Source organism: Cyanobium sp. ATX-6F1, assembly GCF_047395825.1.
In the GTDB taxonomy this organism is placed as follows: domain Bacteria; phylum Cyanobacteriota; class Cyanobacteriia; order PCC-6307; family Cyanobiaceae; genus ATX-6F1.
In genome coordinates this window covers 100,502-120,396 of record NZ_JBCEBF010000002.1, presented here as the reverse complement: position 1 = coordinate 120,396, position 19,895 = coordinate 100,502, and the positions used below count along the sequence as shown (strand labels likewise).

The window sequence follows — 19,895 nt, the reverse complement described above, 5'->3', positions numbered from 1 at the left end:
CTGGTGGGAACGGTGGCCGGACCCTACGGAGCGCCCAGGGCCGCTCCGGTAGCAACCGCTACGGAATTGATGGGCTCAGCGCTGCCCCCGGAATGGGGGCGCCATAGGGTGAGCCGCTGCCGCCGTTGGCCTTGGACCCGCGGACCATGCCCCCCTGCGGACCTGCCTGCTCAGTGGCGGCGAGAGCCGCCGCATGGGCCGCGACAAGGCCCTGCTGCCCCACCCGGAAGGGGGCAGCTGGCTGGAGCGCAGCCTGCGCTTGCTGGCCCTGGCTGGCGCCCCGATCACTGTGCTCAGCCGGCACCCCAGCCACCTCGATCTGGCCCGGGCCATCGCCCCCTCCCTGGCGGTGCCCCTGGAGATCCTCGAAGAACCGGCCCCCTGGGAGGGCCCCTGCGGGCCCTGGCCCGGCTGATGGAGCACCACCCAGGTGCCTTGTTGCTGCTCTGCCCCGTCGACATGCCCTGGCTGGATGGCGACAGCCTCGACATCCTCTGCCAGGAAGCGCATCGCGACCCCGGGCAGGTGCTGGTGGCCCACGATGGCGAACGCCTGCAGCCGCTGCTGGGGATCTACCCCGCCGATCGACAGCAGCGGGCCTCGCTTCAGGCGCACCTCGCCCTGGGCCGCCGCAGCCTGCAGGGCTGGCTGGAGGCGGTGGGCGCCCGCAGCGTGCCCCTGCCGGCCGCCCCCTGCGCAACGCCAACGACCCCGCCGCCGCCGCCGCGCTCTGGCCCTAGCGTGCGCCCATGGCGCAAGGTCCCCTGGATCAGCTCGGCCGGCCCCTGGGGGTGCTGCGCCTGTCGCTCACAGCCCGCTGCAACCTGGCTTGCCCCTACTGCTGCCCGGAGGGGGAAGATCCACCTGAGCTGCTCAGCCAGGGCGAGCGCGTTCAGCTCGTGGAGACGGCCGTATCCCTTGGGGTGCACACCCTGCGACTCACCGGTGGTGAGCCCTTGCTGCATCCAGGGCTCGAAGCGCTGATTGCCGCCCTCCAACCCCTGCGCCAACGGGCCGAAGGCGATCGCCGCGGCCGTCTGCGCGAGATCGCCCTCACCAGCAACGGTGTGCTGCTGAGCGCCGAACGGGCCCATGCGCTCAAGGCGGCGGGCCTGGAGCGAATCACCCTCAGCCTCGATGGCAGCGATGGCGCCAGCGTCGCGCGCATGGCCGGGCTGACCGGGGGCCGCCGCCGGAGCGGTGGTGCTGGAGAAGGTGCTCGCGGCCATCGAGCACGCACGCGCCGCCGGTTTTGATCCAGCCACCGGGGCGCTCAAGCTCAACGCTGTGCTCACCCGCGGCGGCAACGGCGAGCAGCTGCTGCCCCTGGCGGAACTGGCCCGGGAGCGGGGGCTGGAGCTGCGCCTGATCGAGTTCATGGATGTGGGCCATCGCAACGGCTGGTCAGCCGATCAGGTGCTCAGCGCCGCAGAGATGGTGGCCCGCCTCGGTGAGCGCTGGCCCCTGGAACCCGTTGGCCGCAGCGCCCACGGCACCGCCAGCCGCTGGCGTTACCGCGATGGCGAGGTCGCACGTTGCCGTGGTGGCCTCGATCAGCGCCCCCTTCTGCGGCGACTGCAACCGCCTGCGCGTCACCGCCGATGGGATCGCCTACGGCTGCCTGTTCGCCACCAGGCGGCACCGATCTGAAACCCTGGCTGCGGCCCGCCCTCGATTCCACTGGCCTGGCAGGCGCCCTGGGGGCCTGTGGGAGGCGCGCACCGATCGCTACAGCGAGGAGCGCCAGGAGCAACAACGAGTCGCGAGCAGCGCCCAAGTCGCGGCCCCACGGGCCGAGATGGCCTACCTCGGGGGTTGAGCGCTGGTGACCCTGCTGCGCTACTTCGCCAAGCTGCGCCCGGGCAAGCAGGTGCTCTGGTGCTATCTGATCTGGTACCTGGTCAGTGCCATCGCGCTGTTCGAGCCCGACCCGTTGCTGTGGCTGAACTCCCTGGGCCTCAGCGTGATCATCGGCGTGGGCCTGATGCTCAGAGTCTCCAGGGATGTCGCTTCGCCAACCGATCGCTGGCAGACCCTGCGACTGTTCCTGATGCCGTTCTGCGTGTCGAGCTTCGCGGCGCTCACCAAGGGGAAGGGCTACGTGCTGCTGATCCCCGGGCGGGGAGAGGTGCTCACCGTTTCCCTGGCCGCCTGCGGCGGATTTCTGCTGGCCTGCCGGCTGCTCAGAAATCGACTGAAGTGTGGTCCCGGCCATCGGACGCTTTTGGACGACCCCTTGACCCCGGCGGCAGTGGAGCGAACCTCTGGGAGCTGAAGCTGGTGAGCCGCCTGCTGATCGATCCCGCCATCAGTGATCGCATCCTCGGGCAGCTTGCTGTGATCGAAACCCCAGAAGCAATGGAGGCCTACCTGCTGCGGGCCCAGGGCCAGGACGACCTCAAGCGCAGGGCCAAGCGCTGCGTCGAGGCGGTCCAGGAAGCGGTCAAGCTCGTGAGCGCCAGGAGCTGGCTGCTTCAGCGGCCTTGAAGCTCGGCTGGTATTCCCCTTGCCACCAACCTCAACAGTCCCGCAGGCCAGGTTGAAGACCAACAGAAGGCCCTTCTGCGTGGGATTATCGGCTGAATGAATGACCTGCGCGAGGGCGATCTGATCGACGAAGACGAGCTGCTGGTCTACGTCAACTTGCTCAAGAACAAGCTGCTCAAATCCAGGCTCCTCCAGCAGCAAGCCGCCAGCCAGAGGAAAGAGGAGTTCAGTGAGTCTCCCGATCTTCAGAGGGAGTTGAGCATCGCGATCACGGGCGCCCTCGACACCCACAGCGCCATGAGCACCGAGGCGCTGAATGAACCGGACTTTTGTTCGGAACTCAAGGTCATCCTGCTGAACATTGAAGAGCTGTGGGAGGGGTTGAGGAAGAAGGCTGAAGCCCGCGCAAAGCGAGCCGCTCGTGCTCGGAGTAATTCGCTTGAGGACATGCGGCTGAACAACGTTCAGCTCTTGCTTGACCGAATTCCGGACCCCGATGGAGATCTGCATGACTGGTCGGAGTTCGCCCACACGATCGACGGCTACGAGGTTGCTGGGTCTTTCGAGGCGTGTGCTGCTCTCCTCAACGACAACACCGCCACAAACTTGACGGAATTGCGCTGCGCCTTGTTCTTCTTATCGCGGCAGGATCGCCATGGGGGATATTTCGACTGCATGCCCCAGGCGCGTGAGCTGCTGCGGAGAATCCAGGAGAAGGTCAAGGCCGGCGAGTTGGAGTGAGCTCAAGAGGGCGACCCATGGCTTGAGCCCCTTACTCCCACTACCAGTGATGATTTGATCAGGTATCCCCCTTGCCCAGCACGTCGCTGATGGTCGCGACCAGTCGGGGAGGGCGGCGGTCAAGGGCATCTGATCACTGAGATCAGGATCACGCTTCGGCAGAGGTTCTTGCCGAGGGTTTCATCCTGATTACCCGTCCGCAGCAGGCAGCAGGCCTGAGATCCGGATCCCGCTGGGCCTCCTGTTGCCCGTCTCGATCGGCGACTGAACCGATACAAAACCAGACCACGATGGTCCAAGTGCTGCCAAGACAGGTTGATCCTTTCCCCAGTCCGTCCTCGATCTGTCATGGAGGTCATTAGAGAGCCATGTCAGATCGCCGACGCAGCTGGGTTCTCAGGTTCTAAGTCCATGGCAAGAACCTTCCAGCCGATCCACTCGGCCGCCGCCGAAGCAGTACCAGGCCAAGGAGTTCTGGACCACGGCCTATGCCTTCACCTCCAGAAGCGGCTACCTCAACAAGGCCCACGCCCAGCACCTGGAGGGCCAGCTGTTGCGCCTCGTCCAAGAGGCCAAGCGTTGCCGCCTGGAGAACGCCGTGGGTGGCCGCAGCATCTCCCTGGCCGAGATGGACCGAGCCGAGGCCGATGGCTTTCTCGAAGAGCTGCTGCTTTGCGGCCCGGTGCTGGGGCTGCGGATCTTCGAGCAGCCCTTGCGCCCGATCAACCAGAAGCGCAGCGATCTGCTCCTGCTCAAGGATCCCCAAGCCAGCGGGCAGGGTTTCGAGTCTCCAGGCGGCTTCGTTCAATTCCCCTTCCATGGCTGCAGCCCTGCTGCTCGCCCGCTCTGCCAACGGATCGGCGGCGGTGGTGGACCAACCGTGACGACGGAGTCGGGCCGTAGCACTGCACAGACGCAGGCCCCCGGTGAAGACGTGCTCGTCTATGAGGCCTCCGATGGCCAGATGGCCGTGGAGGTGCGCCTGGAGCAGGACATCGTCTGGCTGAGCCAGGCGCAGATGGCGGCGCTGTTCGGCTGGGAGCGCTCGGTGATCACTCGCCACGTGGGCAACGTCTTCAAGGAGAGGGAACTGCCCGAAGAAAGCAATGTGCATTTTTTGCACATTGCAGGCTCAGGCAAGCCCGTGGGCTCCTACAGCCTCGACGGTGAAGGTGCATCTGGAGCGCTTGGGCCTGACCGCGTCCTGATCAGTTCACGTTCTTCAGGGCAGCCATCGCCCTGGCTCTGGCCAGGATCTCGGGCGTGATCCCCTCCAGGTTCAGGCTTTCACGGCTTGGGCGCTGGGCTCCTTCGTCGAGTGCCTTCTGGCGCACCATGCCCTGCTCCATCTGCTCGGCGGTCAGTTCGGCGAGGTAACGCTTGGCGTGGATGGCCTCGCTATGCCCCATGGAGGAGGCCTTGAGAGAGGTGGACCAGGTGGTCATCTCTCTCGCACGGATCGCCCAGGCATGCCGGAGGTCGTAGGCCTTGCAGCGTCCCCGCCTGGCCTTGGGCTTGGTCTTGCCCGGAACAGATCTTGGTTGGTGGCTGCCGTACAGCTTCACAGGGATCTCCCTGTCCTCCCGACCGCTGTTCTTGAGCCAGTGGGCGACGATGCGCCCCAGGTCGCTGTTGTTCCAGAACTGCAGGGTCCCATCGGCAGCTTCGGCTGCCTTGACGGGGTAGCGCTTGCGCAGTTCCTTGAGCATCTTCTGGCCGTGCTGAAGGTCATCCAAGCGGAAGCGCTTCAGCCAAGCCTCGGGCAGGGCGATGGCGAATCGGTGCCCCGTCTTGGTGGCTGAATCGCCGCCGGCTTCAAAGGCGCTGATCTGCAGGAAGGTCGGATCGGAGCACTGGCCAGGAAGCTGCTCGATGTGCCAGATCTCGTGGGGCCGCAGACCGAAGGTGGCGATCATCGCCATCACCCACCCCCGCAGGGGATCGATCTGTTGCAACTGGTCCAGCCAGGCCTGGAGTTCCTCGCTCCGGGGGATGTATCGAGGAGCGGGTGTCTTCGGACGGCCGGCAGAAGCCTTGAGGCCCTCCAGCTTCTCGCGAAGCTCGGGGGTGGCGATCGAGATCCCCTTCTTGGCCAGGTAGTTGGCCATCTGGATCGTGCCGTAGAAGACGCTGGTGTTGAACGTTCGCGAGACCAGGGGCTGGCTGGAATCGGTGCGGTGCGCCAGCAGCGACGCGGGGGTGTAGAGGCAGAACTGCTCCAGCTGCTCAGCCCTTGCTTCTTGGTCGTCACTGAAGGCAACACCGAAGTAGCCCTTGTCACAGAAGCAACTGAAGGGGTTCCGGTCTCGGGCTTTCGGTCCCCCAGGTGCGATGTCGTCCTTGATCACACGGCGGATCTCCCCCAGCTCAGGCCACGGCTGGAGAGGCCGCCCTTGGTTGAGCCATCGAGTTGACTCCAGTCGAGACCTGGGCCACCTCGTTTGAGGTCCTTGCTGGCAGCGAGAAGGACCCCTGCCAGAGCCTCCACGGCTTCATCGTCATCTGCCAGGTAGGCCTTGGCAGTGAGCGCCCGTCCGTCTCTCTTCGTCTCGTAGACGGTCAGGTACGGGCTTCCCTGGCGTTCACGCAGCCGGTAGCGGCAGCCCGCCAATCGCAAGCGCTGAATCGCCTGTTCAACAGCCCTCCGCCCGTACACCGACCGTCCGTCGCAGCTGCCCCAGTCTGCCAGGAATGTTTGTCACTCAGTGACAGAAAAGTGCGTCAACTGGTCACAACCTGCACCAACTCGCACAAGTTGAGCCGGCTGGTGGATGACTGAGAAAGGCTGTTGGAGACTGGGGTTTGCCCCAGATCTCCTGCCCTGCTTGAGATGGGTCGCCTGAGATTCGAACTCAGGACCAATCGGTTAAAAGCCGAGTGCTCTACCGCTGAGCTAGCGACCCGCCCGGATGGGCAAGAGGCAACGTATCACACGGAGAATGGGGCGATTCGAGCTCCTCTCCATGCTCACGCCGCCCTGGCCTCAGCCCAGCATTCACCCCGAGGCCTGGGTGGCCCCCAGCGCTGTCGTGCTGGGCGATGTGACCCTTGAGGCGGGGGCGAGCCTCTGGCCTCTGGCGGTGGCCCGCGGCGATCTCTGCGCCATCCATGTGGGCGCTTTCAGCAACATCCAGGACGGGGCCGTGCTCCATGGCGATCCCGGCCAACCGGTGCGCATCGGTGCCGAGGTCACCGTGGGGCACCGGGCCGTGGTCCATGGGGCCACCCTGTTGGACGGCTGCCTGGTGGGCATCGGCGCCGTGGTTCTCAACGGGGTGACCGTGGGCGAGGGGGCCCTGGTGGCGGCCGGTGCCGTGGTCACCCGCGATGTGCCGCCCCGCACCCTGGTGGCGGGAGTGCCGGCCCTGCACCGCCGGGAGATCAGCCCCGCTGACGCCGCCGAGCAACGGGCCCATGCCCGCCGCTATGCCCTGCTCGCCCAGGCCCATGCCGGCCGCAGCGCCGTCACGGGCTTCGAGAGCGGCTGAAGGATCCTTTCGCTCAGCTGCCGATTGATGCGTTTTCGATCAACGCGGCCCCCTGACCCTGGCCCGGCCCTGGAGTTTCGTAGGATCAGATCACGCTTAACCTGAAAACCATGGATGCTCGGCTGCTGCTGGTTGCTGCCCCGATCCTGCTCGCCGTGGGCTGGGCTGGGTTCAACATCGGCCGTGCCGCCATCGGTCAGGTGCAACTGCTGCTCAAGCGGTCCCGCGCCTGAGGGCTGATTTGAGCCGATCGGTCTGGGTGGTGGGAGCCGGCTTGGCCGGCACGGAGGCCGCCTGGCAGATCGCCGAGGCGGGGATTTCCGTTCGCTTGATCGAGATGCGGCCCGTGCGCCGCTCCCCGGCCCACCACAGCCCCCATTTCGCTGAGCTGGTCTGCAGCAACAGCTTCGGGGCGCTCTCCAGTGATCGGGCCGCGGGCTTGCTGCAGGAGGAACTGCGTCGCCTGGGATCGCTGGTGATCGCCACGGCCGACCGCCATGCGGTGCCCGCCGGCGGGGCCCTGGCGGTGGACCGGGGTCGTTTCAGCGAGGCGCTCACGCAGGCCTGTGAGCGCCATCCCTTGATCAGCGTGGAGCGGCGCGAGCTCACCGAGCTGCCTCCGCCCGAAGATCTGGCGGTGCTGGCCACCGGACCGCTCACCAGTGCCCCCCTGGCCGAGCAGCTGCGGGCCTTCACCGGGCGCGCCGACTGCCATTTTTTGACGCCGCCAGCCCGATCATCGAAGGCGAGAGCATCGATCTGGAGAAGGCCTTCCGCGCCAGCCGCTACGACAAGGGCGACGCCGATTACATCAACTGCCCGATGGACCGCGAGCAGTACGCGGCCTTTCGCGAGGCGCTGCTGGAGGCCGAGCAGGCGGAACTCAAGGACTTCGAGCGCGACAGCGCCACGTTCTTCGAGGGCTGCCTGCCGATCGAGGAGCTGGCCCGCCGCGGCGAGGACACCATGCGCTACGGCCCGCTCAAGCCGATCGGCCTCTGGGATCCCCGCTGGGGTGATCTGCACGACCGCGAGCTGCGCCGCGCCAAGCGCGCCTATGCCGTGGTGCAGCTGCGTCAGGAGGACAAGGCCGGCCAGCTCTGGAACCTGGTGGGCTTTCAGACCAATCTCAAGTGGGGCGAGCAGAAGCGGGTGCTGCGCCTGATCCCTGGCCTGGAGCACGCCGAATTCGTGCGCTTCGGGGTGATGCACCGCAACACCTTCCTGGAATCCCCCAGCTGCTGGAGCCCAGCCTGCAGTTCCGCCGCCGCCCCAGCCTGCTGGCGGCCGGGCAGCTCACGGGCACTGAGGGCTATGCCGCCGCCGTGGCCGGGGGCTGGCTGGCGGGCACCAATGCCGCCCGGTTGGTGCGGGGGCTGGAGCCCCTGGTGCTGCCGCCCACCACCATGGCCGGCGCCCTGTTCGGCTTCATCAGCTCGGCCCCCTCCGATCGCTTCCAGCCCATGCCCCCCAACTTCGGCCTGATGCCCGAGCTGCCCGAGCGCGTCCGCGAGAAGCGCGCCCGCTATGGCGCCTACCGCGACCGCTCCCTGGCGGATCTGGCGCCGTTCAGCGCGCCGGTGGCCGAACCCTGGCTGCTGGTTGCCTAGCGTCGGCCGATCGCTTGCCGCGCCCTCTCCGGTGACCCTCGCCCCCAGCTCAATCGCCGCCGGCCTCCCCAGCGGTGACGCCACGGATCCCTGGGATGTGGTCGTGATCGGCTCGGGCTTCGGCGGCCTGGTGACCGCCACCCAGCTGGCGGCCAAGGGGCGAAGGTGCTGGTGCTGGAGCGCTACCTGATCCCCGGTGGCAGCGGCGGCAGTTTCGAGCGCGAGGGCTACACCTTCGATGTGGGCGCCTCGATGATCTTCGGCTTCGGCGAAACGGGTCACACCAACCTGCTCACCCGGGCCATGGCCGCCGTGGGCGAACACCAGCCCACCATCCCCGACCCCAGCCAGCTCGAATACCACCTGCCCGGTGGGCTCACCGTTGCCGTCGATCGCGACTACGGGACCTTCATCGAAACGCTCACGGCCCGCTTTCCCCATGAGGCCCGGGGCATCCGCGCCTTCTACGACACCTGCTGGGGGTGTTCCGCTGCCTCGATGCGATGCCGCTGCTGTCGCTGGAGGATCCGGCCTACCTGGCCAAGGTTTTTTCAAAGCACCGTTGGCCTGCCTGGGGCTGGCCCGCTGGCTGCCGGTGAACGTGGGCGCCGTGGCCCGGCGCCACATCCGCGACCCCGAACTGCTGCGCTTCATCGACATCGAGTGCTACTGCTGGTCGGTGGTGCCTGCCGATCGCACGCCGATGATCAATGCCGGCATGGTGTTCAGCGATCGCCATGCCGGCGGCATCAACTACCCCAAGGGAGGCGTTGGTTCGATCGCCCGGCGGCTGGTGCACGGCCTCGAGCGCCATGGTGGCGCGATTCGCTACAAGGCCCGGGTGACGCGGGTGCTGCTGGAGGGGGCCGCGCCGTAGGCGTCGAGCTGGCGGGCGGAGAGTGTCTCCGCGCCCGGCGGGTGGTCTCCAATGCCACCCGCTGGGACACCTTCGGATCGCTGGTGGATGAGGCCCACACCCCGCGCGCCGAACGCACCTGGCGCCAGCGCTACGAGGAATCGCCGTCGTTCCTGAGCCTGCACCTGGGGGTGAACGCAGGGGTGATCCCCGCCGGCAGCCACTGCCACCACCTGCTGCTGGAGCGCTGGGAGGACATGGAGGCGGAGCAGGGCACGGCCTTCGTCTCCATCCCCACCTTGCTGGATCCGGAGCTGGCCCCCGCCGGCCACCACATCGTGCACACCTTCACCCCCAGTTCGATGGCCACCTGGGAGGGACTGTCCCCTTCCGATTACCGCCGGGCCAAGGAGGCGGCCGCCCAGCGACTGATCGCGCGCCTGGAGGCTGTGTTCCCTGGCCTGGGGGCCGCCATCACCCTCCAGGAGATCGGCACCCCGCGCAGCCACCGCCGCTTCCTCGGCCGCCACCGGGGCAGCTATGGCCCCGTCCCCCGCGGTCAGCTGCCGGGCCTGCTGCCGATGCCCTTCAACCGCACCGCCATCCCCGGCCTCTATTGCGTGGGCGATTCCTGCTTTCCCGGCCAGGGCCTCAATGCCGTCGCCTTCAGTGGCTTCGCCTGCGCCCATCGCCTCGGCGCCGACCTGGGCCTCAACCCCTGGGCCCTCCCTGACTGAAATGGCGGCTGGTTGAGGGAAGTCAGTGGTGGAACCACTCAACCTGGCCGAGAGGCGCCCTGAGCTTCATTGACCCCGACGAGACGGGCAGTGGCTGGTTCGGGTTTCCGGGCCCGGGCCTGCCACGCGCTGCCTGCGTGCTCCATAGGCTGTTCCTTGAACATTCACGGTTCAGGTGATGGGCGCTTCCCCGCTTCCGAGTTCCGCAGATCTGGCTCTCTACCTGGAGCAGCGGGGCGAGCTGGGTAAGCCCTGGATGTGGCACCTGCTGCGCCAGGCCAAGTTGCGGGAAGCCAGAGCCACGATGGATCCGGAGCAGATGATGGAGTCGATCCAGGACGCCCACGCCGACCTGATGCGCCTGGGGGAGTTCTGGAAGGGGCGCGAGGCGGAGGTGTTCGGCGGGCGCTACGCCCCGAGCACCGTGATCGAACCCCTGCCCGGCTCCCCCGACGACCGATGAGCTCTGAGGCCACAGCCGTTGAGGGCCGCCCGGAGGTGCCTGAGACCGGCTTCTCCAGCTACCCGATGGCGCCCCTGATCCGCCTCACCCTGCTCAGCCTCTACCTGGCCCTGGTGCTGCCCCTGCCCCTGTTGGCCCCGGTGGACCTGAGACCCTGGATGCTGGCGGCGCTGCCCCTGGGTTTTCTGCTGGTGCTGGCGATCACCAGTGAACGGGTGATCACCGATCCCAGGGGCCTGTCGGTGGGTCACCCCCTGGTGCGCCTGGCTGTTGCGTCGGGGCTGGCGGCTGGAGTGGGACCAGATCGACGCGCTGCTGCCGGTTGCCACCAGCCAGGGTGGCCGCGTGTTCTACCTGCGCAGCCACGATCGCAGCCTGCGCCTGTTGCCCCAGCGCATCGCACGCTTCGAGGTTTTCCTGGCGGGATTTCAGGTGCAGACCGGTCTCGATCTCTCTGCTGTGGGCCGGCTGACGCCCCCATGGACCTACCAGCTCCTGGCGATCCTCAGTGGTTTGTTGCTGGTGGGGGAGCTGGCGGTCGGGGCCGCCCTGGCCAAGGGCGGCTGGCCGGCTCAGCTGGCGCCGGCGGGTTGACCCAGGGTTGCTGAGACGGCTGGGCTGCTGCTGGCCTCCGGCAGGGTTTCGAGGCTGAAGCGGTAGCCCTGCTGGCGCACCGTTTCGATGCCGCCACCTTCCCCCAGACCCGCCTGCTCCAGCTTGCGCCGCAGGGTGAGCACCTGGGTGTCCACCGAGCGGGGGCCGCCGCTGAACGGGGGCCAGGCCATGCGCAACAACTCTTGACGGCTGCGCACCACCCCAGGGGGCATCAGCAGGGCGCAGAGCAGGGCGAATTCCCGCGGGCTGAGTTCCACCGGTTCCTCCCGCAGGGTCACCTGGCGCAGCAGCACATGCACATCCAGGGGGCCCACGCAGACCCGCTCCTGCAGGCCGCTGCCATTGCGGCGCAACAGGTTGCGGCAACGGGCCGCCAGTTCCTCGAGGCCGAAGGGCTTGCGCAGCACGTCGTCGGCGCCGGCATCGAGCAGGGCGACGATCGGCTCGGCCCCGGAGCGGGCCGTGAGCACCATCACCGGGCAACGCAACTGGCCCGCCAGGCGCAGGGCGGAGCTTTCCTCCAGCAACTCGGCACTCACCAGCAGGTCGGGGGTGAGCTCTTCACAGAGTTGCAGCGCCTCAATGGAGCTGGCCACGGCGGCGGTGAGGTGGCCGTCCTGGCGCAGCCGCTGGGCCAGCACCGTGCGCAGGGTGGGGTGGGGATCCACCACCAGCACCCGCTTGAGGGTGGGGTCGTCCACGGCGGCGGCGGTCAGGGCCGTGCCATCGGCAGGGGCCGATTGGATCGGGATGGGTTTCGGTGGCAGTTCCACACGCTCAAGCCGGCCTTTTACCTACGCTATAGAACAGTCGGTGCGTTCTCCGGTCCCAGGCGATGCCTTTCGAGCTGTCCCCCTTCCCCTTGCGCGCCAACTGCTTCCACCATGGTTTCAGAGGCTCCCTGGCCCGTTCATGACAGCCCTGCAGAACACCGACGCCATCCGCCACTTTCAGTCCCTCTGTGATGCCTGCCAGGACCTGGCCAGTCGCTACCACGGCCCCTCGGAACTGAGGCTCTACGCCGATGGTTACCTCCACGCCCTGCGGCGCACCGCCATCCTCGACCCGATTTCCCAGCGGCGGCTCGAGGAGCTGATTGATCGCTGGATCCTCGATCCCTCCAGTTTCATCGGCCCCGACGGCAGCCTCAGCAGCCTCTACGAGAGCGGCCGCAACTGACCAGTGGCGAGCTCGGAGTGGCAGCAGGCGCTGAGTGGGGCCGAGCCGTTCAGGAGGCCAGGGCCACCGCGAGCGTTTCGCGCAGTTCGCCCGAGTTGTACAGCTCGATCAGGATGTCCGAGCCGCCGAGGAACTCTCCGTTCACGTAGACCTGCGGAATCGTGGGCCACTCGGAGAACTCCTTGATCCCCTGGCGGATCTCCCCGTCGGAGAGCACGTCGAAGCTTTCGAACGGCACCGCCAGGGAATTGAGGATCTGCACCACGTTGTTGGAGAAACCGCACTGGGGCATCAGCTTGGTGCCCTTGATGAACACCACCACGGGGCTGCTGGCAATGAGCGCGTCGATGCGTTGCTGAACGGCGGGATCCATGGTTCGAGTTCAGGTGGGAAGGGAGGTTTGCAGGGCAAGGGCGTGGATGGCTTCACTGGCCAGTTCCCGGCGCAGGGCGCCGTAGACGAGCTGGTGTTGGCGCACCCTGGACAGTCCATCGAAGGCGCTGGAGACCACCTTCACCTGCAGGTGATCACCGCCACCGGTGAGGTCTTCCACCTCCACCTGGGCATCGGGCAGGGATTCGATGATCGCCGCCTTCACCTGTTCCGGTTGAACCATCGGGCGCTGGTCCGCTCACGTCGGGGGGAATCTAGAGGCGGCTCGGCTCAGCTGCCGGGAACCGCCACGCCGCCGTTGTAGGGGATGGTGGCGAAACCGATCTCGATCAGGCTCTGGTAGGCCTTGCGGCCTTCCTCACGGGAGGGGGTCATGATCTTGACCACCTCCACCAGCAGGGGAACGGCCACCTCGGGCTGGTTCTGGCGACGGAACACCGCCGCCAGCCGCAGGTTGGCCTGGGCCAGGGTTTCGAGCGACTCGAGGGCGTTCTGGTCCATTTCCCGGGGGATACGGGCATCGAGACCGCGGAACGCACCGCTGATGTCGCGGTAGGAGGTGAGCAGGCGGCGGGAGATGTCCCGGGCGAGGTCGTACTGCTTGCGGGCCTCGGCGAGGTTGCCGCTGGCGGCGGCCGCGTCGCCCTTGGCCAGAATGGCGCGGACAGCCGTGAGGTTCAAACCGCCGCCGGAACCCTCCAGCGCTTTCGGCGCTTCACCCTGGGCACGCACCGCAAGGGATGGGGCCAGTGGCACCAAGGCCGCCATCAGAACAAGGCTGAGGGCCACAACAGGCCTGCGCACGGCAGATCATCCAAGGTGGCCGAACTTTAGGGGTTGCCGAAGGGACGCCCCACCGCGGTCCGGGCCGCTTCTTCAGCTGATTGCATCCCCAGAGCCAGCCGTTCGTTCAGGTTCCGCACCGCCGAACGACCCTCTCCCTGCACCCGCAGCGCCGGCCCGAAGCAGAGGGCCCCCTGACCGCGCCAGCGGGGTGGGCTGGAGCTGTAGCCGAGGCCCACCGGCACCACCGGCACGTCGATTCCCTGGCTTTGTGCCAGCACCGCCACCCGTGCCAGGCCCTGGTGCAGCCGGATCGGTTCGTCGCTGCGGCGGATGTGCCCCTCAGGAAACATCACCACCTGTTGGCCCTGGGCCAGCAGATCCACGGCGTAGCGCAGGGGGCGGTGCCGGGGCGGCTCTGGTCGACGGGGAAGCAACCCAGCCGGGCCAGGAACCAGCCCTGGATCCCCTGCATCTCGGTGAGGGTGACCATGAAGCGGCAGTCCCGGCCGCAGGCCCGGCGGCCGGCGAAGCTGCTCAGCAGCAGGGCATCCCAGCGGGCCCGGTGGGTGGGGGCCAGCAGCACCGGTCCGCCCTGGGGCAAATGCTCCTGGCCGAGCACGGTCAGGGAGCTGAAGAAGAACGACAGCGGGCCGTCCTGGGCGAGCAGCACGGCGATGGGCGCCAGCACAGGGTTGACCCCGTTGCAGAGCCGGCGTTCCCGCTGGATCAGTGCCGTCTGCGCCGTCACCGAAGGGACTCGATCAAACCTCAAGCTAGGGGCCGTGCCCGGTCGCCCTGGGCCGTGGGCGGGCAGTTGCGGCGGCGTCCGCGTCGCCCGAGGGGTGCCAGCGGCCGCGGCTGGGCGCTCCATAGGATCGGTGGCCTTGCGGCGCAGCGACCGTGGCCAGCCTGGGCGTCAACATCGATCACATCGCCGGCGTGCGCCAGGCCCGCCGCGCCGCCGAGCCCGATCCGGTCACCCTGGCGCTGCTGGCCGAGCTCGGCGGCGCCGATGGCATCACCGTGCACCTGCGCGAAGACCGTCGACACATTCAGCTGCGCGATCTGGAGTTGTTGCGCGCCACCGTGGGCAGCCGCCTCAACCTGGAGATGGCCGCCACCGCCGAGATGGAGGCGATCGCCCTGCGGGTGCGCCCCGACATGGTCACCCTGGTGCCGGAGAAGCGCCAGGAGATCACCACCGAAGGCGGTCTGGACGTCGCCGGCCAGGAGGCGACGCTCTGTGCCCTGGTGGAGCGCCTGCAGGCGGCCGGCATCCCCGTGAGCCTGTTCATCGACCCCGAGGCCGATCAGCTGCGGGCGAGCCAGCGCAGCGGTGCCCGCTGGGTGGAGCTGCACACCGGCACCTACGCCGAGGCCGCCTGGGCGGAGCAGCCCAGGGAACTGGCACGACTGATCGAGGCCACGGTCCGCGCCCGAGAACTCGGGCTGCGGGTCAACGCCGGCCATGGGCTCACCTATCAGAACGTGGAGCCGGTGGCGGCGATCGAGGGGATCGAGGAGCTCAACATCGGTCACACGATCGTGGCCCGGGCCCTGGCGGTGGGTCTGGAGGCGGCGGTGCGGCAGATGCGGGCTCTGGTTCAGAATCCCCGCCGGGAACCATTGTTCAACGCCCCCTTTCCATGAGCGAGTCCTCCGCCCCCGTCTTTCACTTCGTGGCGGCCAGCGAAGCCTTCCTGACGGTGGAGGAACCGCTGGAGGAGGTGCTCCGGGAGCGGCAGCGCCACTACGGCGAGCAGGACAAGGCGATTGACTTCTGGCTGGTGAAGCGGCCGGCCTTTCTGGAGAGCCCGGCCCTGGCGGCGAGTGCCGCTGCCGTGCCCCGTCCGGCCGCTGCCGTGGTCTCCACCGATGCCAAGTTCATTGAATTTCTGAAGCTGCGCCTGGAATTCGTGCTCAAGGGACGTTTCACCGCCGCCTCCCTGACCGAGGCTCTGGCCAGCCTGGGCTGAGGGCGCTCGGGGACCCGCGCCCCCGGATCTGGTTCAGGCCTCAGAACAGCCCGAAGAAGCGTTTGCGGGGCCCATCGGTGCTGGCGGGATCGCTGGAGTCGGGCGGCTGGAGCTCCTGCTGGCGCTGCCGTTCCCGCTGCTGGCGGCCATCCTGCTGATAGCGCGGCACGTTGTCGCCGAGGGTCAGCAGGGCCTCTTTGTTCTTCCACCAGATCCAGTCGCGGATCGGCGGCGTCGCCAGGAGGTCCTCGCGGCTGAGTCCCAGCCCCAGCTTGTTGGAGGCATCCACCAGCACAGCGACCATGCCGTCGCCATCGCTGCAGCGGGCCAGGGCCTCGTTGGTGCGCTCGGCGCCGTTCAGCGCCTTGACCAGAAGTTGCACCCGGCGGGCAACCGGCAGCGACCGAGGGTCCATGGGCCGGACGGCATCAGCAGTCCGCAAGGTAACCGGGGACACCATCAACTGGTGTTGACGTTCATCGATGGGGGGCTGACAGATTCACCCCCTTCAGGTCAGACTCAAACCAGCATGTGCTCTGCATGACGCTCCGGCCCCATCCGCTTCGCCATTGGGTGATCGGCGACGTCCACGGATGCGCTGATTCGCTCTGCGATCTGCTGGGGCTTCTGCCCGCCACCGACCGGCTGATCCTCTGTGGTGATGTGATCAACCGCGGCCCCGAGATCGAGCGGTCGATGGAACTGGCCTGGTCGCTGGTGACCTCCGGCCGGGGGTGTGGCTGATGGGAAACCATGAGTTCAAGCTGGTTCGGGCCCTGCGCCTGGGCACCTGGAAAGCCCAGCGGGATCTGGCCGGCTGCGACACCTATCGCCACCTGGGCGAGGGCCTCTGCCGCCAGTGGCTGGAGCGGCTCGAGCAGTTGCCCCTGGCCTACTGGGGCCGCGGCTGGGTCGCCACCCACGCGGGCTTCGATCCCCACACCTGGGAGCCGGATCTGTCCGTGCGCGAGCCCTTCTGGGACCACTACGACGGGCGTTTCGGCGAGGTGATCGTGGGCCACACCCCCAGCACCCGGGTGCACCGCCGCCCCAACAACATCATCACCATCGACACCGGTGCCTGCTACGGCGGCACGCTCACCGCCTACTGCCCGGAAACCGGCGCCCAGCGCCAGGTTCACGGCCGACGCGGACCCGGCTCCCGCTGGCTGGAGCCCCGCGAGGCCCTGCTCGGCAGCCCTTGCTGATCGTCTATCGCAGCAACCGGGTGGAGTTCCTCGCCCGGCTGCTGGCCGCCCGCCTGCAACTCAGTCCCGCCGGCCCGTTTGAGCAGGCCCAGGTGGTGGTGAACACCTGGCCCACCAGCCGCTGGCTCGGGGAGCAACTGGCCCTGCACCTGGGCAGCACGGACCAGAGCGTCTCCGGCGCTGAGGCGGCCTACGCCGATGGCATCGCCGCCCATCTGCGCTTTCCCTTTCCCAGCAGCCGCCTGCGCCAGCTGGTGGAGGAGCTGCTGGGGGAGGGTGCCTGCTCCACCACCAGCCCGCCGGCGGTGGACCCCTGGCGGGCCACGGAGCTGGTCTGGCCCGTGCTGGAGCTGCTCGGTGAGCTTGTGCAGGAGCCAGAGGCCGCCCTGCTGCGCCGCTGGCTGGAACGGCGGCGAGGGGAGAGCCTCGGGTTGCCCCTGTGGCAGCTGGGCCGGGCCATCGCCGATGCCTTCGATGACTACGCCCTCTACCGCCCGGAGTTGCTGGAGCACTGGTGGCGGGGCGGGGATGGCGACGGTCTGGGCGGGGAACTGCCGGCCCAGCAGCGCTGGCAGCCGTTGCTGCTAAGGCGCCTGCGGGACCGCCTTGGCGTCGAGCCCTTCGGCCTGCGGGTGGAAGCGGGCGATTGAGCAGCTGCGCCGGGGCACCCACGCGCCCCTGGCCAGTGACCAACCGTTGCGGCTGTTCGGCCTCAGCAGCCTGGCGCCGCTGCAGGTGGAGCTGCTGCAGGCCCTCTCGGGCACGGTCGATGTGGAGCTGTACCTGCTCACCCCCTGCGGCGACCTCTGGCGCCGCTGCCGCACGCGCCGCCAGCAGCTCCAGGAGGCGGAGGCTTGGCGCACGCCGTTCACGGGCGAATGGGTGCTGGAGGCACCACGGCTGGAGGGGCTGTTCGGCCGCCTGGGGGCCGAGTTCCAGCAGTTACTGGAGGGCACCGGTGAAGCCCAGCTGGGGCAGTGGGAAGGCCGGGATCTGTTCTTCCTGCCCGCCGCCGTCAGCGCCCAGCAGGGGCGGGAGCCCAGCCTGCTGGAGCAGATCCAGCAGGATCTGGTGGGGCCGGCCGAGGGCCCTGGGTCCCCTGAGCCGGAGCGGCAGTCCGATAGGGCTCAACCCCCTGGGTGCTGGCGGCGGGCGACAGCTCCCTGGAGTTCCACCCCTGCCCGGGCCATCTGCGCCAGGTGCAGATCCTGCGCGACCGGCTGCTGCAGCTGATGGCGGCCGATCCCACGCTCGAACCGCGGGACATCCTGGTGATGACCCCCCAGGTGGAGACCTTCGCCCCCTGGTGGCCTCGGTGTTGGGCGACAGCGCCGCCACGGGTGTGGCGTTGCCCTGGCGCCTCACCGACCGCAGCCAGCAAAGCCAGGCCGGTCTGGCCACGGCCCTGCTGGGCCTGCTGCGGCTGGGTGGGGAGCGACTCACGGCCACGGCCCTGGAGGTGCTGCTCGGCAACGGGGCGCTGCTGGAGCGTTTCGGGCTCGCCGCCGTAGACGGCCCGCGGCTCACGACCCTGCTCCAGACGGCGGGCTTCCGCTGGGGGCTCGATGGCCAGGAGCGCGGCGGTGGGCGTCAGCACAGCCTCAGCTGGGCGATCGATCGAATTTTGCTGGGCCTGGTGCTGCCGGATCAGCCGGGCCTGGCCCTGGGGGATGCGGCTCCCCTGGCGGTGGCCGGCAGCCTGGAGTCCCAGGGCAGTGGCCTGCAGCTGTTGCTCAGCCTGCGCCGCTGGCTTCTGCGACTGCGCCAACCTCGCACCTCAGGGAGCTGGGGCACCCTGCTGGTGGAATTGCTCGACGATCTGTTCGGTGAGGGCGGCGAGCGGGGCTGGGAGCGCCAGGCGATCCTGGCCGCCAACGACGACTGGGTGCGCAGCGCCGGAGAGACCAGCCTGGAGCTGGGGGCGCCGGTGGTGGCGGCGGTGCTGGAGGAACGTCTCTCGGTCGACAGCGGCCGCTTCGGCCATCGCAGCGGAGCGCTGACCATCAGCGCCCTCGAGCCGATGCGGGCCATCCCCCACAAGGTGATCGTGCTGATGGGCCTCGACGCCGGCGTCTTTCCCCGCCAGAAGGAGCGCCCGGGGTTTGACCTGCTGGAGCGCCAGCGGCGCCTGGGTGACCCCAGCCCGGCGGACCAGGACCGCTACGTGCTGATCGAGGCCCTGCTCTCGGCGCGCCGCCACCTGCTGATCAGCTGGAGCAACCGCGACGAGCGCAGCGGCGAGGAGCTGATGCCGGCGACGCCGGTGCGTCAGCTGCTGGAGACGCTGGGCCAGCGCCTGGCGGGCGGGGCCTCCGCTCTCACGATCACGCACCCGGCCAACCCGCTCGATCGCGCCAACTTCCTGGCCCAGCCGCCCCGGCCCTCCCCCAGCTGCGACCGCCGCCTGCTGGACGCCCTGCGCTTGCTGGAGCAGGGAGACGCTCAGATGACCCTGCCCCTGGCCCTGCGGGAACCTCCCCCGCAGCTCAGGCGATCCCGCCGGTGACCTGCGCGATTGGTTGATGGCTCCCCAGAAGCACTGGTTGCGCCAGCTGGGGATCAACCCCGGCGAGTGGCATGAGCCGGTGGATGACCTGGAAGATCTGGAACTCAATGAGCTCCAGCGTTCGGCGCTGCTGCGGGCTCAACTGCAGGATCAGGCCCTCGCTGATCGGCGCGCGGCTGAGCCACCGGACTGGCTCGCTTTGGACCGGGGCCGGAGCCAGGTTCCGGCCGGATCGGGGGGGCTCGAGGCGGCCTTGATGGAGGGCCGCTGGCGCACCCTCGCTGAGGTGCTGGAGGGGCTGGGGACACCCCACAGCGCCACCAGCCGCTGGCAAGGTCTCAGTCTGGAACTCGATTGGCGTGGTTCCTGGCTGGTGCTCACCCACACCGCCAGGGATGGGGTGGCCCAGCGCCTCGACCTCTGGCTGAGGTTGCTGCTGGCGGCCGCCGCCGGGGAGGCGCCGGCCGCTGGGGTGCTGGTGGCCCGCCCGGGGAAGACCGAGGACACCTTCGCGGAGATCCTCCGCCTGGAGGCCCCGGAGGCCGATCAGGCCCGCCGACAGCTGGAGGCGCTCCTCGCCCTGCGCGAGCAGCTGGGGGCGCCTGCTGGCCCGTGCCCCCCAAGACCGGCTGGGCGTTCGTGGAGGCCGAGCGCAAAGCGCCGGGCAGCGGCCCGGCCGAGGCGGCCGCTGCCTGGCAGGGGAGAGGACAGTCCACAGGGGAACGGCAGACCCCTGAGCTGGCGGCCTGTTTTGGCGCCGACACCCCCATCGAGGCGCTGCTCGGCGAGCCCTTCTCGGCGGCGGCGGAGGCCCTCTACGGCCCCGTGCTGGACCATGTGATCAAGGCGA

24 protein-coding genes, 1 tRNA gene and 5 pseudogenes are annotated in these 19,895 nt (G+C 68.6%); 21 read left to right on the top strand and 9 right to left on the bottom strand.

The window, feature by feature from the left end:
- Positions 1-193: 193 nt before the first annotated feature.
- The 6 genes and pseudogenes from AAF143_RS10420 to AAF143_RS10395 form a co-directional block, all read left to right on the top strand.
- A pseudogene (locus AAF143_RS10420) lies at positions 194-594 on the top strand (NTP transferase domain-containing protein); the annotation flags it as partial.
- 155 nt (positions 595-749) lie between these two features.
- Positions 750-1,819 (top strand): annotated as a pseudogene (locus AAF143_RS10415) (GTP 3',8-cyclase MoaA).
- 6 nt (positions 1,820-1,825) lie between these two features.
- The gene (locus AAF143_RS10410; protein ID WP_414026989.1) at positions 1,826-2,275 is read left to right on the top strand and encodes a hypothetical protein; all 450 of its coding nucleotides are present in this window, start codon (positions 1,826-1,828) and stop codon (positions 2,273-2,275) included.
- Positions 2,276-2,280: 5 nt separating this feature from the next.
- Positions 2,281-2,487: a hypothetical protein gene (locus AAF143_RS10405; RefSeq protein WP_255010572.1), complete on the top strand. Its 207-nt coding sequence runs from the start codon at positions 2,281-2,283 to the stop codon at positions 2,485-2,487.
- A 96-nt stretch (positions 2,488-2,583) separates the two neighbouring features.
- On the top strand, positions 2,584-3,228 hold the full coding sequence (locus AAF143_RS10400; RefSeq protein ID WP_255010570.1) for a hypothetical protein: 645 nt from the start codon (positions 2,584-2,586) through the stop codon (positions 3,226-3,228).
- Positions 3,229-3,781: 553 nt separating this feature from the next.
- On the top strand, positions 3,782-4,495 hold the full coding sequence (locus AAF143_RS10395; protein WP_255010568.1) for a hypothetical protein: 714 nt from the start codon (positions 3,782-3,784) through the stop codon (positions 4,493-4,495).
- On the opposite strand, the gene AAF143_RS10390 is transcribed toward AAF143_RS10395, so the two are convergent.
- From AAF143_RS10390 to AAF143_RS10380, 3 genes are all read right to left on the bottom strand, one after another.
- Positions 4,437-5,576: a hypothetical protein gene (locus AAF143_RS10390; RefSeq protein WP_414026988.1), complete on the bottom strand. Its 1,140-nt coding sequence runs from the start codon at positions 5,574-5,576 to the stop codon at positions 4,437-4,439. The two genes, AAF143_RS10395 and AAF143_RS10390, sit on opposite strands and share 59 nt — an antisense overlap.
- Positions 5,573-5,845, bottom strand: a complete 273-nt coding sequence (locus AAF143_RS10385) for a hypothetical protein (RefSeq protein WP_414026987.1) — start codon at positions 5,843-5,845, stop codon at positions 5,573-5,575. The genes AAF143_RS10390 and AAF143_RS10385 overlap by 4 nt, the downstream gene beginning before the upstream one ends.
- 214 nt (positions 5,846-6,059) lie before the next feature.
- Positions 6,060-6,131, bottom strand: a tRNA-Lys gene (locus AAF143_RS10380).
- Positions 6,132-6,191: 60 nt separating this feature from the next.
- On the opposite strand from AAF143_RS10380, the gene AAF143_RS10375 reads away from it, so the two are divergent.
- From AAF143_RS10375 to AAF143_RS10350, 6 genes and pseudogenes are all read left to right on the top strand, one after another.
- The gene (locus tag AAF143_RS10375; protein WP_255010565.1) at positions 6,192-6,716 is read left to right on the top strand and encodes a gamma carbonic anhydrase family protein; all 525 of its coding nucleotides are present in this window, start codon (positions 6,192-6,194) and stop codon (positions 6,714-6,716) included.
- A gap of 110 nt (positions 6,717-6,826) precedes the next feature.
- Complete coding sequence (locus AAF143_RS10370; protein ID WP_255010563.1) at positions 6,827-6,949, top strand: photosystem II protein Y; 123 nt, start codon at positions 6,827-6,829, stop codon at positions 6,947-6,949.
- Positions 6,950-6,957: 8 nt separating this feature from the next.
- Positions 6,958-8,326, top strand: a pseudogene (trmFO, locus tag AAF143_RS10365) (FADH(2)-oxidizing methylenetetrahydrofolate--tRNA-(uracil(54)-C(5))-methyltransferase TrmFO).
- Between the two features lie 52 nt (positions 8,327-8,378).
- Positions 8,379-9,919, top strand: a pseudogene (gene crtH, locus AAF143_RS10360) (carotenoid isomerase).
- Between the two features lie 178 nt (positions 9,920-10,097).
- Positions 10,098-10,382 carry a hypothetical protein gene (locus AAF143_RS10355; protein WP_255010558.1) on the top strand — a complete coding sequence of 95 codons (285 nt, stop codon included), beginning with the start codon at positions 10,098-10,100 and terminating at the stop codon, positions 10,380-10,382.
- Positions 10,383-10,652: 270 nt separating this feature from the next.
- On the top strand, positions 10,653-10,976 hold the full coding sequence (locus AAF143_RS10350) for a hypothetical protein (protein WP_414026986.1): 324 nt from the start codon (positions 10,653-10,655) through the stop codon (positions 10,974-10,976).
- On the opposite strand, the gene AAF143_RS10345 is transcribed toward AAF143_RS10350, so the two are convergent.
- Positions 10,955-11,713 carry a response regulator transcription factor gene (locus tag AAF143_RS10345; RefSeq protein WP_261359083.1) on the bottom strand — a complete coding sequence of 253 codons (759 nt, stop codon included), beginning with the start codon at positions 11,711-11,713 and terminating at the stop codon, positions 10,955-10,957. The genes AAF143_RS10350 and AAF143_RS10345 overlap by 22 nt on opposite strands.
- A 196-nt stretch (positions 11,714-11,909) precedes the next feature.
- Here AAF143_RS10345 and AAF143_RS10340 point away from each other — a divergent pair, with 196 nt between their 5' ends.
- A complete protein-coding gene (locus tag AAF143_RS10340) occupies positions 11,910-12,176 on the top strand; it encodes a DUF6761 family protein (RefSeq protein ID WP_255010556.1) in 267 nt (88 codons plus the stop codon).
- Between the two features lie 49 nt (positions 12,177-12,225).
- Here the strand turns inward: AAF143_RS10340 and grxD are convergent, their stop codons facing one another.
- From grxD to AAF143_RS10320, 4 genes and pseudogenes are all read right to left on the bottom strand, one after another.
- Positions 12,226-12,549: a Grx4 family monothiol glutaredoxin gene (grxD, locus tag AAF143_RS10335; RefSeq protein ID WP_255010554.1), complete on the bottom strand. Its 324-nt coding sequence runs from the start codon at positions 12,547-12,549 to the stop codon at positions 12,226-12,228.
- A 9-nt stretch (positions 12,550-12,558) separates the two neighbouring features.
- Positions 12,559-12,792 carry a BolA family protein gene (locus AAF143_RS10330; protein ID WP_255010553.1) on the bottom strand — a complete coding sequence of 78 codons (234 nt, stop codon included), beginning with the start codon at positions 12,790-12,792 and terminating at the stop codon, positions 12,559-12,561.
- A gap of 47 nt (positions 12,793-12,839) precedes the next feature.
- Positions 12,840-13,373 carry a hypothetical protein gene (locus AAF143_RS10325; protein WP_409995669.1) on the bottom strand — a complete coding sequence of 178 codons (534 nt, stop codon included), beginning with the start codon at positions 13,371-13,373 and terminating at the stop codon, positions 12,840-12,842.
- A gap of 26 nt (positions 13,374-13,399) precedes the next feature.
- Positions 13,400-14,226: pseudogene (locus AAF143_RS10320) on the bottom strand (lysophospholipid acyltransferase family protein).
- A gap of 29 nt (positions 14,227-14,255) precedes the next feature.
- On the opposite strand from AAF143_RS10320, the gene AAF143_RS10315 reads away from it, so the two are divergent.
- Positions 14,256-15,005: a pyridoxine 5'-phosphate synthase gene (locus AAF143_RS10315; protein ID WP_255010550.1), complete on the top strand. Its 750-nt coding sequence runs from the start codon at positions 14,256-14,258 to the stop codon at positions 15,003-15,005.
- Complete coding sequence (locus AAF143_RS10310; protein ID WP_255010548.1) at positions 15,002-15,331, top strand: MgPME-cyclase complex family protein; 330 nt, start codon at positions 15,002-15,004, stop codon at positions 15,329-15,331. The genes AAF143_RS10315 and AAF143_RS10310 overlap by 4 nt, the downstream gene beginning before the upstream one ends.
- Before the next feature lie 40 nt (positions 15,332-15,371).
- Here AAF143_RS10310 and AAF143_RS10305 read toward each other — a convergent pair whose 3' ends face one another.
- The gene (locus AAF143_RS10305; protein WP_255010547.1) at positions 15,372-15,746 is read right to left on the bottom strand and encodes a hypothetical protein; all 375 of its coding nucleotides are present in this window, start codon (positions 15,744-15,746) and stop codon (positions 15,372-15,374) included.
- 158 nt (positions 15,747-15,904) lie between these two features.
- On the opposite strand from AAF143_RS10305, the gene AAF143_RS10300 reads away from it, so the two are divergent.
- From AAF143_RS10300 to AAF143_RS10275, 6 genes are all read left to right on the top strand, one after another.
- Complete coding sequence (locus AAF143_RS10300) at positions 15,905-16,075, top strand: metallophosphoesterase (RefSeq protein WP_414026985.1); 171 nt, start codon at positions 15,905-15,907, stop codon at positions 16,073-16,075.
- Positions 16,075-16,539 (top strand): serine/threonine protein phosphatase, encoded by a 465-nt coding sequence (locus AAF143_RS10295; RefSeq protein WP_414026984.1) that lies wholly within the window; start codon positions 16,075-16,077, stop codon positions 16,537-16,539. Before AAF143_RS10300 ends, AAF143_RS10295 begins: the two co-directional genes overlap by 1 nt.
- Positions 16,533-17,189 carry an exodeoxyribonuclease V subunit gamma gene (locus AAF143_RS10290; protein ID WP_414026983.1) on the top strand — a complete coding sequence of 219 codons (657 nt, stop codon included), beginning with the start codon at positions 16,533-16,535 and terminating at the stop codon, positions 17,187-17,189. Before AAF143_RS10295 ends, AAF143_RS10290 begins: the two co-directional genes overlap by 7 nt.
- Positions 17,146-17,772 carry an exodeoxyribonuclease V subunit gamma gene (locus AAF143_RS10285; RefSeq protein WP_414026982.1) on the top strand — a complete coding sequence of 209 codons (627 nt, stop codon included), beginning with the start codon at positions 17,146-17,148 and terminating at the stop codon, positions 17,770-17,772. Before AAF143_RS10290 ends, AAF143_RS10285 begins: the two co-directional genes overlap by 44 nt.
- Positions 17,773-17,845: 73 nt before the next feature.
- Positions 17,846-19,045 carry a hypothetical protein gene (locus AAF143_RS10280; RefSeq protein WP_414026981.1) on the top strand — a complete coding sequence of 400 codons (1,200 nt, stop codon included), beginning with the start codon at positions 17,846-17,848 and terminating at the stop codon, positions 19,043-19,045.
- 16 nt (positions 19,046-19,061) lie between these two features.
- Entirely contained in the window at positions 19,062-19,886 is an 825-nt protein-coding gene (locus tag AAF143_RS10275) for a hypothetical protein (protein ID WP_414026980.1), read from the top strand.
- The last annotated feature ends 9 nt before the right edge of the window (positions 19,887-19,895 follow it).

Coding starts and splice junctions, on each gene's coding strand:
- AAF143_RS10295 (WP_414026984.1), top strand. CDS start 16,075: ATGGGAAACCATGAGTTCAAGCTGGTTCGGGCCCTGCGCCTGGGCACC.
- grxD (WP_255010554.1), bottom strand. CDS start 12,549: ATGGATCCCGCCGTTCAGCAACGCATCGACGCGCTCATTGCCAGCAGC.
- AAF143_RS10370 (WP_255010563.1), top strand. CDS start 6,827: ATGGATGCTCGGCTGCTGCTGGTTGCTGCCCCGATCCTGCTCGCCGTG.
- AAF143_RS10305 (WP_255010547.1), bottom strand. CDS start 15,746: ATGGACCCTCGGTCGCTGCCGGTTGCCCGCCGGGTGCAACTTCTGGTC.
- AAF143_RS10310 (WP_255010548.1), top strand. CDS start 15,002: ATGAGCGAGTCCTCCGCCCCCGTCTTTCACTTCGTGGCGGCCAGCGAA.
- AAF143_RS10330 (WP_255010553.1), bottom strand. CDS start 12,792: ATGGTTCAACCGGAACAGGTGAAGGCGGCGATCATCGAATCCCTGCCC.
- AAF143_RS10355 (WP_255010558.1), top strand. CDS start 10,098: ATGGGCGCTTCCCCGCTTCCGAGTTCCGCAGATCTGGCTCTCTACCTG.
- AAF143_RS10375 (WP_255010565.1), top strand. CDS start 6,192: ATGCTCACGCCGCCCTGGCCTCAGCCCAGCATTCACCCCGAGGCCTGG.
- AAF143_RS10400 (WP_255010570.1), top strand. CDS start 2,584: ATGAATGACCTGCGCGAGGGCGATCTGATCGACGAAGACGAGCTGCTG.
- AAF143_RS10340 (WP_255010556.1), top strand. CDS start 11,910: ATGACAGCCCTGCAGAACACCGACGCCATCCGCCACTTTCAGTCCCTC.
- AAF143_RS10275 (WP_414026980.1), top strand. CDS start 19,062: ATGGCTCCCCAGAAGCACTGGTTGCGCCAGCTGGGGATCAACCCCGGC.